An 11,872-nucleotide genomic window follows, 5' to 3' on the forward strand; every position below is an offset into this window, starting at 1 on the left:
CAATAACCTTTATATAAAGAAATCAATATCGGCAAGGGGATTTTGCAATCGATTGTAAAGTCCAGGCCGACAGTATTCGCGCTGTCATCCTGAACTGGCCCCCCGTCATCCCTCACGTCCGCAGCTGGTCCCGGATGGGCAGGCTGCGGATGCGCTTGCCCGTGGCGGCGAACACGGCGTTCAGCAGGGCGGGGGCGATGGGCGGCACGCCGGGTTCGCCCACGCCGCCCAGGGGCGCGTCGTACGTGGCCGCCGGCATCAGGTGGATGCGGATATCCCGGGGTGCGGCGTCGATGCGCGTGACCTCATAGCTGTCGAAGTTGTTCTGCTGCACCTGGCCGGCCTTGAAGCTGATCTCGCCCAGCGTGGCCAGGCTGATGCCCTGGGTCACCGCCCCCTCCAGCTGCGCCCGCACCCGGTCGGGGTTGATGACGGGGCCGCAGTCGAAGGCGATGTCGACGCGGGGGATGGTCAGCTTGCCCTGAGCGCCGACAGTCACCTGGACCACGGCGGCGGCGTAGCTGGCGAAGCTGCGGTGGGCGGCGATGCCCCGGCCCTGGCCCTTGGGCAGGGGCTTGCCCCAGCCCGCCTCCTTGGCCGCCCGTTCCACCACGCCACGCAGGCGGCCGGTGTCATAGGCGTAGGCCACAGGATCCTCATTGTAGTTCCAGCTGTCCGACATGTCGGCCGGGTTGATCTGGCGCGGCGGGCCGATCAGGTCCAGCAGGAAGTCCTTGGGGTCACGGCCGGCGGCGGCGGCCAACTCGGCCACGAAGCTTTGCACCGCGAAGGCGTGCGGGATGTTGGAGACGGAGCGGAACCAGCCGATGCGGGTATGGCTGACGGCCTCCGGATTCTCCACCCGCAGGTTGGGCACCACCCAGGGGGTGTTGACGGCGCCCATGCCCAATTCGGACGCGCCCTCGTGCGTCACCCCGGCGCTGAAGGTGGCGCTGATGGCCGGCGCCACGGTGCGGTGCAGCCAGGCGACCGGTTTGCCCTTGGCGTCCAGCCCGCCCTCCAGCCGCTCCACCGACACGGTGTGCAGGAAGCCGTGATGCAGATCGTCTTGCCGTGTGAAGGTCAGCTTGACCGGCCGGCCGTCCATGGCGCGGGACAGCAGCGCCGCCTCGGCGATGTAATCCGGCTTGGACTTGCGGCCGAAGCCGCCGCCCACCAGGGTCTGGTGGACGGTCACATTCTCCGTTGGCATGCTCAGGACCTTGGCCACCGTCTCCCGCGTGGCCTGGGGCGCCTGGGTGCTGCCCCAAATCTCGCATTTGTTGCCCGTCACCTGGGCGACGGCCGCTGGCGGCTCCATCGGCGCCTGGGCCAGATGGGGGATGTAGTATTCCGCCGTGACGCGCTTGGCCGCCGTCTTCAGCGCGCCGTTCACGTCGCCGGTGTCGCGCACCACCTGGCCCGGCGCCCGCGCCGCCGCCTCCAGTTCCGCCCGATAGGCGGCGCTGTCATAGCTGGCGTTGGGCCCGTCCTCCCAGGTGATCTTGAGCTTCTCGCGCCCTTGCAGGGCGGCCCAGGTGTTTTCCGCCACCACGGCCAAACCGCCCTTGGGCAGGAAGCCCGAGGGCGGCGGCGCGGCGTTCAGCACCACCACCTTCAGCACGCCCGGCACCTTTAAAGCCTCGTCAACATCGTAATGCACCACCCTGCCGCCATAGACCGGCGGGCGGGCGACCACGGCATAGACCATGCCGTCCCGCCGTACATCGATGCCATAGGTGGCGCGGCCGGTGGTGATGTCGAAGCCGTCGACCAGGCCGACATCGCCCCGGCCGATATAGCGGAACCTGGCCGGGTCCTTGAACACCAGGGTCTCCCGCGCCGGCACGGGTAGCGCGGCCGCCGCGGCCGCGACCTCGCCATAGCCCAGGCGCCGGCCGCTGGGGCCGTGCATCAGGGTGTGATGCTCCGCCGTCACCTCGGCCACCGGCACGCCCCATTGGGTGGCCGCGGCCTGGACCAGCATCTGGCGGGCGGCGGCGCCGATGCGGCGCAGGGCCTGGAAGTGGTGGCGCATGCTGCGCGAGCCGTCGGTGTTCTGGTTGCCGTAGCGTCCCTCGTCGCCCAGCGCCTGGTCCACCGTCACCTTCGCCCAATCGGCGTCCATCTCGTCGGCGATGACCATGGCCCAGCTGGTGCGCACGCCCTGGCCCATCTCCGCCCGGTGGCAGAGGATGGTCACGGCGCCGTCGGCGGCCACCGCCACGAACAGGCGCGGGTCGTCCTTCACGCCGCCGGGCATGGCGTCGCCGCCGTACTTCTTGGATGGCTCCTCAGCCCGGGCTCGCGGCGCCAGACCGCCCGCCAGGATGAAGGTGCCGGCGCCCAGGCCCATCAGGACGGCGCGGCGGCTGAGGTTGGCGATGCCGTCGCTCATTTGGTGGCGCTCCCGGCCTTGACCGGCGCCGTGCCGGCGGTTTTGCGCTGAACGGCGCCGGCGGCCTTCTTGATCGCGGCGCGGATGCGGGGGTAGGTGGCGCAGCGGCAGATGTTGCCGCCCATGGCGCTGTCGATGTCCTCATCCGTGGGATGGGGGGTGTCCTTCAGCAGGGCGGCAGCGGACATGATCTGGCCCGCCTGGCAATAGCCGCATTGGGCCACGTTCAGTTCCCGCCAAGCCACCTGCACCGGGTGCATGCCGTCGGGCGACAGGCCCTCGATGGTGGTGACGGCCATGCCGGCCAGGTCACCCAGGGTCGTCTGGCAGGACCGGATGGGCGCGCCGTCGGCGTGCACGGTGCAGGCGCCGCACAGCGCCTCGCCACAGCCGAATTTGGTGCCTGTCAGGCCCTGGATATCGCGCAGGTACCACAACAGGGGCATATCGGGATCGCCCTCGAAACGCTGCTCCCGCCCGTTCACGCTGAACGTGATCATCTCAACCGCCCGTCTGTTCGCATGCGTCCCGGATGCCCGGGCGGGCATCGGGACGCCGGGGCCATTCTGCCACCGGTGCCATGGCGGGTGAACCGTTAAGCGGCGCGCCCTTGGCGGAGTTTCGTTAGCCCTGCTGCAACAATGCGCGCCGGGCGGTTCTCACCACCCCCCGGGTCAGGCCGGGAATCCGGTCGGCGGCCAACCGGCTCACCTGCCAGAACAGGGGGACGTCCAGGTACGCGCCGGGAACCAGGTCGACCAGACGCCGCGCCTCCAGATGCGCGCGCACCAGATGAACCGGGTTCAGGCCCCATCCCATGCCGGCTAGGCACGCGTCGACAAAGCCCTGTGTCGAGGGCAGCCAGTGGGTGGGATGGACGACGCTTCGGCCCAGCGCCCGCCGTATCCATTCCCGCTGCAGGCCATCCTTCTGATTGAAGGTGAGCGCTGGCGCCTGGGCGATCGCCTCTGGCGTCACCCCGGCCGCGAAGTGGCGCTGGACGAAATCCGGACTGGCCGTGGCCTGATAGCGCAGGGCGCCCAGGGCGGTGACCCTGCACCCCGGCACCGGCTTCTCCAGCGAGGTGACCGCCGCCACGACCCGGCCGCGCTGCAGCCAGTCGGCCGTGTGGTCCTGGTCATCGATGACGATGCTCAGCAGATAGCCGGATTCCCGCGTGAAGGGGGCGATCGCGCCCAAGAACCAGGTTCCCAGGCTGTCGGCGTTGGTGGCGATGTTGAGTGTCACCCGATGCTGCGGCCCCGCCGTGTCGACCAATCCCGGCAAGTGCTCCGTCAGTTCCCGTTCCAACATGCCCACATTTTCCATGTGGCGGCAGAGCCACTCGCCCTTTTCCGTCGCGGTGCAGGGCGTGCCCCGCTCTATCAGCACCGCGCCCAGCCGTTCCTCCAGCTGTTTGACCCGTTGGGAGACAGCCGAGGGGGTGACGTTCAAGGCGGTGGCGGCTTTCTCGAAACTGCCGGTCTGAACCACCAGGGCGACGGCGCGCGCGGCGGGATAGTCCATCATGGATTAGAATTTCTAACTTATGATTAGATTGTTTAACTATCCTAAATACGGTGGCGCGGATACCACAAGGCCCGTCAACGTCTGGGGTGATCCTGCGGCCATGAGTTTTCCGGTTTTCATCGCGGGCTTGAGCATGGGCCTCAGCCTCATCGTCGCCATCGGCGCGCAGAACGCCTTCCTGCTGCGCCAGGGCCTGCGCGGACGGCACGTGTTCGCCGTCTGCCTGGCCTGCGCGCTTTCCGATGCGGTCCTGATCGGGGCGGGGGTGGCCGGCTTCGGCACCATGGCGACGCTGTTGCCCTGGCTGGATCCGGTCATGCGGTACGCTGGTGCCGCTTTCCTGGCCTGGTATGGGGCGAAAAGTCTGTGGTCGGCCTGGCGATCCACCGGGGCGCTGACCGTGGGCAACGGGGCGGAGAAGGGGGCCCTGGGGGCGACGCTGCTGGCCTGCCTGGCCATCACCTGGCTGAACCCGCACGTCTACCTGGACACCGTCGTCCTGCTGGGGGCGGTCTCGACCCAGTTCGGCGGCGACAAGCCATCCTTCGCCGCCGGCGCCATCACCGGGTCGTTCCTGTTCTTCTTCTCCCTGGGCTACGGCGCCACCCGCCTGCGGCCGCTGTTCGCCAGGCCCGCCGCCTGGCGGGTGCTGGAGGGCGCCATCGCGCTCATCATGTGGGCGATCGCCTTCAAGCTCGCCTCAGGCGTCTGAGCTCACACGATCCCGGCGAGGCCCCGCGCGGTGGCGATGAAGGCGTCGACGTGGGTGGCGTCGGTGTTCCATGAAGTCACCAGGCGGATGCAGGCGCCGTCCCAGCGATAGAACCGGAAGCCCGCGACCTCCAGGCCCGCGATCATGGGCTCCGGCATGATGGCGAAGACCTCGTTGGCCTGGACGGGGCTGCGCAGGCCCACCCCGGGCAGCGCATCCAGGCCGGCGGCCAGGCGGGCGGCCATGGCGTTGGCGTGGGTGGCCAGACGCAGCCACAGGCCGTCGGTCAGGTAGGCGTCCAACTGCGCCGACAGGAAGCGCATCTTGGAGAACAGGTGGCCGGCCCGCTTGCGGCGATAGGCGAAGCTTTCCGCCAGCGCCTTGTCGAAGAAGATCACCGCCTCCGCCGCCAGGGCGCCGTTCTTGGTGGCACCGAAAGACAGCACGTCCACACCCGCCCGCCAGGTGATGTCGGCCGGGGCGCAGGCCAGGTGGGCGACGGCGTTGGCGAACCGGGCGCCGTCCATGTGGACGCGCAGCTTGTGCGCCCGCGCGACATCGGTCAGGGCCGCCACTTCATCGGGCGTATAGACGGTGCCGGATTCGGTCGCCTGGGTCAGGGTCAGCGCGGCGGGCTGCACATGGTGGACGAAGCCGGCGCCGCCCCTGTCCAGGGCGCCGGCCAGGGTGACCGGGTCCAGCTTGCCATGGAGTCCGGCCAGGGGCAGGAGCTTGGCGCCGCCGGACATCAACTCCGGCGCGCCGCACTCATCGACCTGCACGTGGGCCTCCTCATGGCAATAGACGGCGCCATAGGGCGGCGTCAGCACCGACAGGGCCAGGGCGTTGGCGGCGGTTCCGGTCGCGACGGGGAACACCGTCACGTCACACTCGAACAACTCCGCCAGGTCCAGGCTTACCCGCTCGGTCAGGGGGTCGGCGCCATAGGACGGTTGCGCCCCCTCACTGGCCGCCGCCAGGGCGGCCAGGACCTCGGGGGCGGCACCCACCACGTTGTCGCTCATGAAGTTCATCGAGGACCGTCTGCCCTAGTTGCTGGATGTGGGGGGGTGATCGGGGCTGGCGCGGGCGATGCGGGCGCCAAAAAAAGCCAAGGAAACCGCAGTGCTGCCGCGGGATGTTGAAATATTGGAGCGTCCTTGCCCACCGCGTATTCGACAGCCGTTTCCACGAGGTCTTTTGTGACAGCGGCCATTAAATCTCTGTCATGTGGGGCATTTACGCTGGCCGGCCGGCCGGCGGTGTGACCGTAATCACGGCGTCCGGGGAACCTGCGGGCGCATCGTCTGGTTGGGTTCAGGCGCCCCACCTGTGGAAGATGGGGTGCCTGATGGAGTGGTTCCAGTAACGACCGCGATTTGGACCTTTCCGGTGCCGGGTTCCAGCAGGAGGATTTGCTGGGCGCCGCCGGGAAGGGCGACCTGGACGGCCAGCCGGCTGCCGACGCTGGTCATTGCCTCGATGTGGCTGCCCTCGGGCAGCGAGAGCAACGGGGCCAAGGCTTGGGCTGGCGCGGTTGAGGTGATGGTCGCTTCCGCGGCGCGGCCGAAGGCACGGGGATGATGGGGGTCGGTGGCGCGCCGCCATATCTCCACCCCGATGAAAGTGAAACCGGCGACGATCAGTACGCCCATGATGACGAGGAATGTCTTTATTGTCCGCACTTGCTTCAACCATCTGTGCCGCCTCGGGCCAGCCTGCCGACCCCGCCTTCGCGCGCTTGAGCGCCACGGCGGGTGAGGGCGGGGCTGACCGCCTGGACCTGCGCGCGCCGGTGGTGGACGCAGCGGATGATGAGGACATGGACGGCGAGGAGGCGGGTTCCGCCCTGTTCGCCGTCACCATCCCCGACACCGCGGCCCGCGACCGGCTGGACAAGGCCCTGGCCCAACTGGTGCCTGAGGCCGCGGGCCTGACCCGCTCGCGCCTGCAGGCGCTGATCGGGGAAGGTCGCGTGGCCTTGGGTCAGCCGGGCGGCCAGACCATAGACGACACCTCATACCGGGTCAAACCCGGCCAGGTGTTCCAGATTTCCGTGCCGGCGCCGGAGCCGGCGGTGCCGGTGGCCCAGGACATCCCGTTGACCATCGTGTACGAGGATGACGACCTGCTGGTGATCGACAAGGCCGCCGGCATGGTGGTGCACCCGGCGGCGGGCAATCCGGACGGCACGCTGGTGAACGCGCTGCTGCATCATTGCGGCGACCGCCTGTCCGGCATCGGTGGCGTGCGCCGGCCGGGCATCGTCCACCGTCTGGATAAGGATACCAGCGGGCTGATGGTGGTGGCCAAGAGCGACCGGGCCCATTCAGGACTGTCCGCCCAGTTCGCCGACCGTACCCTGTCGCGCACCTATCAGGCCGTCGTCTGGGGCTCGCCGGCGGTAGGGCAGGGCGAGGTTGAAGGCAACGTCGGGCGTCACCCGACGGATCGCAAGCGCATGGCCGTGGTAGGCAAGGGGGGCAAGCCGGCGCTGACCCGCTGGCGCGTGCTGTCCCGTTACGGCCTGCTGGCGGCCCACGTTGAATGCAAGCTGGCCACCGGCCGCACCCACCAGATCCGGGTGCACATGGCGGAGATCGGCCACCCCCTGGTGGGCGATCCGCTGTACGGCAAGGCCCGTCCCACCGGTGCGCTGGGCGCCCGGCTGAAGGAAGCGACACCCGCCGCGCAGGCCGGACTTCTCGGTTTCCGGCGTCAAGCGTTGCATGCGAAGGACATCGCCTTCCGCCACCCGGTCAGTGGTGAGATGCTGGGCTTCTCCAGCGCGTTACCCGCTGATCTTGCAGGACTGATCTTTAGTTTAGAATGATTTTAAAATGTGGTCAGGCGCGCGTCAGAGGCGTATACTGATCAATGTCACCACAACCCCGTCCGGGGGGCTCCGATAGAGCATCCGGTACGGGGGGACTGCCCGATACACCGGGGGTCCTTAACCGTGAAAGGTTGCTGACCATGGCCACCGTGCCCGCCATCCCCGCCATCAGCTCGGAATCGAGCCTGTCGCGCTATCTCCAGGAAATCCGCCGCTTCCCCATGCTGGAGCCGGAAAAGGAATTCATGCTGGCCAAGCGCTGGCAGGAACATGAGGACGGTGAAGCCGCCCATCAGCTGGTGACCAGCCATCTGCGCCTGGTGGCGAAGATCGCCATGGGTTACCGCGGCTACGGCCTGCCCCTGTCGGAGCTGATTTCCGAGGGCAACGTCGGCATGATGCAGGCGGTGAAGCGCTTCGATCCCGATCGCGGCTTCCGCCTGGCGACGTACGCCATGTGGTGGATCCGCGCCGCCATCCAGGAATACATCCTCCACAGCTGGAGCCTGGTGAAGATGGGCACCACGGCCGCGCAGAAGAAGCTGTTCTTCAACCTGCGCAAGCTGAAGGGCCAGATGCAGGCGATCGAGGACGGTGACATGTCGCCCGAGACGGTGACCGCCATCGCCACCAAGCTGGACGTGCCGGAACAGGACGTGGTGTCCATGAACCGTCGCCTGGGCAGCCCCGACCACAGCCTGAACGCGCCCTTGCGCGTGGATGGCGAGGGGGAGTGGCAGGACTGGCTGGTCGATGAGACCGAAAGCCAGGAGATCCGGTTGGCCGACCGGGAGGAGTTGGGCAAGCGCAAGGCCCTGCTGGCCGGTGCCATGAAAGGTCTGAACGACCGTGAGCGCCGCATCCTGGCGGAGCGTCGCCTGCGTGACAACCCCACCACGTTGGAGGATTTGTCGCAGGAATTCGGCATCAGCCGCGAGCGGGTGCGCCAGATCGAGGTGCGGGCGTTCGAAAAGCTTCAGAAAGCCGTGCGCAACGCGGCGCTGGAGACCCATTTGGCCTAATTCCGGCGATCAATCGCCGCAGGGCAAGTGGCAGTTGGATGGAACGGCGGGACCTTCGGGTTCCGCCGTTTGCCGTTCATGGTGTCTGCTGGGGTTATTTTTCAGCGCCGCGCCGCCACATACCTTGGATCAATGACCTTTTATTAACGAACAATCGATACTACGGACACCAAGCAGACCCGAACCGAAAAGCCTGAGATCCAGATGAGCCGCAGGGCCGACGTTGACAGCCTCGATATCGGATACCGGCGTTTGTCGGCGGCGGAGATTGAGCAAGCCTTGACCCTGCACCAGCGCTATCTGCAGGGACAGATGGGCGGCGCCCGGGCCAACCTGAAGTTCTGCGACCTGTCGAACGCCGTGCTGCGCCGCCGGGTGCTGGCGGGCGCTGACCTGACGGGCGCCAAGCTCAGTGAGGCTGACCTGTCCGATGCCGATTTGCGGTCCGCCTGCCTGTTCGGGGCGGATTTGCGCCGCGCCAACCTGGAACGGGCCAACCTGACCCGGGGCGATTTGCGCGGCGCCGCGTTTCGCGGTGCCCGCATGCAGCGCGTGGTGATGGTGGAGGCCGATTTGCGCGATGGCCATCTCATGCGCAGCAAGAACGGCGAACTGACCCCCAATGTGCAGGGCAACCCCTCGGTCGAATTGAACGAGGCGTCGATGACCAAGGCTGACCTCAGCCATGCCAAGCTGTCCAACGCCTTCGTCATGCAGACAGACTTGCGTGACACCGACCTGCGTGGCGCCGTCTTCATCCGGGCCGATCTCAGCAGCTCAGACCTTACCGGCTGCAACCTGGAGGGGGCTGACCTGTCGGAAGCCAACCTCAGCGGCGCCAAGCTGGACGGGGCGGTGATGACCCGCGCCCTGCTGCGCGGCACCAACCTGTCCAACGCCAGCCTGCTGGGCGCCTTGCTGGACGACGTGGATCTGTCCATGGCCAACCTGACGGGGGCCGACCTGGTCCGGCGGCTGGACGATATCGCCGGCGTCATCGGCGAGACCCTGCGCCAGCATCGGCTGTGGATCCTCAGCAACGGCGCGAAGGGAAGGCGGGCGGACCTGTCGGCCACGGACCTCAGCGGCCAGGACCTCTCGAACCTGAACCTGTCCGCCGCCATTTTGCGGCAAACCAACCTGAAGGGCGCCAACCTGAACGGCACGGTGCTGGCGATGGCGGATCTGTCGATGGCCGATTTGCGCAACAGCGACATGATCGGCGTCGACCTGCGGGGCGCCTGCCTGGAACGGGCGACCTTGAATGAGGCCAACCTGTCCAACGCCGTGGCCTGCACCATGGACCTGCAGAATGGCCACGTATGGCCCACCAATTTCAGCAAAGCCCGCATGGTGCGGGTGAACCTGGCCGGCGCCGACCTGACCGCCGCCCGGATGGAGGATGGCGACCTGACCCAGGCCAACATGCGCAACGCCAGCCTCGCCGGCGCCAGCCTGACGGATGCGACGCTGACCATGGCCGATCTGCGCTACGCCGATATCCGCAACACCGACTTCCGTGGCGCCAAGAACTTTTCCGCCGAAGGCCTTGCGGTGTAAGCTGGGTCGTCTGATTCCGGTAGAGCAGCGCCATGACTGACGACACCGCCCCATCATCCGCCGCCGATCGCCGCCGCGCCGCACGCCTGTCCGGTGGCGCCTATCCCCTACGTCTGGGGCGTCTGCCGGCGCGTCTGGTCGACTGGTCACCCAGGGGCCTCGGCCTGCAATCGCAGGGCCCGGTGGACGGTATCCTGCCAGGCCAGGCGCTGACCGTCAGCATCCATAGCGACATCACCAACGGCGTCGCCTTGTTCCCCGTGATCGTACGGCGGGTGGACCATGCCCGGCAGGTCATCGGTGCCGACTTCCTGGCGGATGGGGAGGATGCGTCGGATTTCCTGGCGCGGGTGCTGGCGGTGTCGGCCGTCGATTCATAAGCCGCCTGAACCGGGGGGGTCAGTCCAGTCGGCCCCCGGCCACCCGGCCGACGCAGGCGTTGCCGCCCAGCCAGTAGGCCAGTTCCGCCGGGCGGGTGATGTCCCATAGGGCGAGGTCGGCGTCGAATCCCACGGCCAACTGGCCCTTGCTGGCACCCAGTCCCAGGGCCTGCGCCGCGTGGCGGGTGCAGCCGGCCAGTGCCTCCTCCGGCGTCAGGCGGAAGTGGGTGCAGGCCAAGGACATCATCAGCGGCAGGGACAGGGCGGGGGACGTGCCGGGGTTGCAGTCGGTGGCGATGGCCATGGGGATGCCGCGCGCGCGCATGCCGGCAATGGGCGGCAGCTTGGTCTCCCGCAGCATGTGGAAGGCGCCGGGCAACAGCACGGCCACCGTGCCGGCCGCCGCCATGGCGTCCAGTCCATCGTCGGAGGTGTATTCCAAATGGTCGGCGGACAAGGCCTGATAGCGGGCGGCCAGGGCAGCGCCACCGGTATCGCTCAGTTGGTCCGCGTGCAGCTTGACGGCCAGGCCTTGGGCTTGGGCGGCGTCGAACACCCGCGCCGTCTCTTCCGGGGTGAAGGCGATGCCCTCGCAGAAGACATCCACGGCATCGGCCAAATCCTCGGCGGCGGCCAGGGGGATCATGGCGTCGCACACCAGGTCCAGGTAGCGGGCGCGGCCGGGGGCGTCGTTGACGCCCGGCGGCAGGGCATGCGCGCCCAGCAAGGTCGTGTGCACGGTGATGGGGAAGTTGGCGCCCAGGCGGCGGGCGACGCGCAGCAGGCGCAATTCATGTTCCAGATCCAGGCCGTAGCCGGACTTGATCTCCACCGTCGTGACGCCCCCCGCCATCAACGCCGTCAGGCGGCGGGCGGCCAGGGTGTACAGTGTGTCGTCACTGGCCGCCCGTGTCGCCCGCACCGTATGGGCGATGCCGCCGCCGGCACGTGAAATTTCAGAATAACTGGCGCCAGTCAGGCGCAATTCGAATTCCGTCACCCGCTCCCCACCAAACACCAAGTGGGTGTGGCAGTCGATCAGGCCGGGTGTGATCCAGGCGCCGCCCGCGTCCTGTACGCTAGCGGCCAGGTCCTCCGCCCTTCCCGGCAGGTCGGCAAGCGGGCCAACCCAAGCGATTCTGCCGTCCTTGGCCGCCACGGCGCCGTTTTCGATGGCGCCGTAAGGGCTTGCCGCCCCGGCCGTCATGGTGGCCAGGTGGGCGTTCACCCAGAGGGTGTCCCAGGGGTGCCGCGCGGGGAGGAAATCAGCGGGCGGGGCGGGGGGCATGGCCGTGCTCCGGAAGGATTACTGACAGGTCAGATGGTGCGACAGGTCTTTACGACCCGTCAATCCGCCGCTAGGATGGGCTCATATCGCCGCCGGGGCCACTGAAAAGAGGGACCGCGCCGGCTTGGCAGGCTGGCTCGGACGCG

At 68.1% G+C, this 11,872-nt stretch carries 11 protein-coding genes; 5 read left to right on the plus strand and 6 right to left on the minus strand.

Translation table 11 applies throughout. The features are described 5' to 3' along the window. Positions 1–112: 112 nt before the first annotated feature. From FHS74_RS06940 to FHS74_RS06950, 3 genes are all read right to left on the minus strand, one after another. Positions 113–2,398 (minus strand): xanthine dehydrogenase family protein molybdopterin-binding subunit, encoded by a 2,286-nt coding sequence (locus tag FHS74_RS06940; protein ID WP_184798829.1) that lies wholly within the window; start codon positions 2,396–2,398, stop codon positions 113–115. Further along, positions 2,395–2,898 (minus strand): (2Fe-2S)-binding protein, encoded by a 504-nt coding sequence (locus FHS74_RS06945; RefSeq protein ID WP_184798831.1) that lies wholly within the window; start codon positions 2,896–2,898, stop codon positions 2,395–2,397. Before FHS74_RS06945 ends, FHS74_RS06940 begins: the two co-directional genes overlap by 4 nt. 124 nt (positions 2,899–3,022) lie before the next feature. Then, positions 3,023–3,928, minus strand: coding sequence for a LysR family transcriptional regulator ArgP (locus FHS74_RS06950; protein ID WP_184798833.1), 906 nt, complete (start codon positions 3,926–3,928; stop codon positions 3,023–3,025). 100 nt (positions 3,929–4,028) lie between these two features. On the opposite strand from FHS74_RS06950, the gene FHS74_RS06955 reads away from it, so the two are divergent. After that, the gene (locus tag FHS74_RS06955) at positions 4,029–4,640 is read left to right on the plus strand and encodes a LysE/ArgO family amino acid transporter (protein WP_184798835.1); all 612 of its coding nucleotides are present in this window, start codon (positions 4,029–4,031) and stop codon (positions 4,638–4,640) included. 2 nt (positions 4,641–4,642) lie between these two features. Here FHS74_RS06955 and FHS74_RS06960 read toward each other — a convergent pair whose 3' ends face one another. Beyond that, a complete protein-coding gene (locus FHS74_RS06960) occupies positions 4,643–5,665 on the minus strand; it encodes a threonine aldolase family protein (protein WP_425491263.1) in 1,023 nt (340 codons plus the stop codon). A gap of 249 nt (positions 5,666–5,914) precedes the next feature. Continuing rightward, positions 5,915–6,334 (minus strand): hypothetical protein, encoded by a 420-nt coding sequence (locus FHS74_RS06965; RefSeq protein ID WP_184798839.1) that lies wholly within the window; start codon positions 6,332–6,334, stop codon positions 5,915–5,917. Positions 6,335–6,462: 128 nt separating this feature from the next. Between FHS74_RS06965 and FHS74_RS06970 the strand changes: the two genes are divergently transcribed. From FHS74_RS06970 to FHS74_RS06985, 4 genes are all read left to right on the plus strand, one after another. Beyond that, positions 6,463–7,473: an RluA family pseudouridine synthase gene (locus FHS74_RS06970; protein ID WP_184799116.1), complete on the plus strand. Its 1,011-nt coding sequence runs from the start codon at positions 6,463–6,465 to the stop codon at positions 7,471–7,473. A 143-nt stretch (positions 7,474–7,616) separates the two neighbouring features. Beyond that, entirely contained in the window at positions 7,617–8,498 is an 882-nt protein-coding gene (gene rpoH / locus FHS74_RS06975; protein ID WP_184798841.1) for an RNA polymerase sigma factor RpoH, read from the plus strand. Between the two features lie 204 nt (positions 8,499–8,702). Then, entirely contained in the window at positions 8,703–10,058 is a 1,356-nt protein-coding gene (locus FHS74_RS06980; protein ID WP_184798843.1) for a pentapeptide repeat-containing protein, read from the plus strand. Positions 10,059–10,090: 32 nt separating this feature from the next. After that, a complete protein-coding gene (locus FHS74_RS06985; protein WP_184798845.1) occupies positions 10,091–10,438 on the plus strand; it encodes a hypothetical protein in 348 nt (115 codons plus the stop codon). Between the two features lie 19 nt (positions 10,439–10,457). On the opposite strand, the gene hutI is transcribed toward FHS74_RS06985, so the two are convergent. Next, entirely contained in the window at positions 10,458–11,726 is a 1,269-nt protein-coding gene (gene hutI / locus FHS74_RS06990) for an imidazolonepropionase (protein WP_184798847.1), read from the minus strand. Between the last annotated feature and the right edge of the window lie 146 nt (positions 11,727–11,872).

The sequence above is a fragment of the Nitrospirillum iridis genome (assembly GCF_014205765.1).
GTDB classification, from domain to species: Bacteria; Pseudomonadota; Alphaproteobacteria; order Azospirillales; family Azospirillaceae; genus Nitrospirillum; species Nitrospirillum iridis.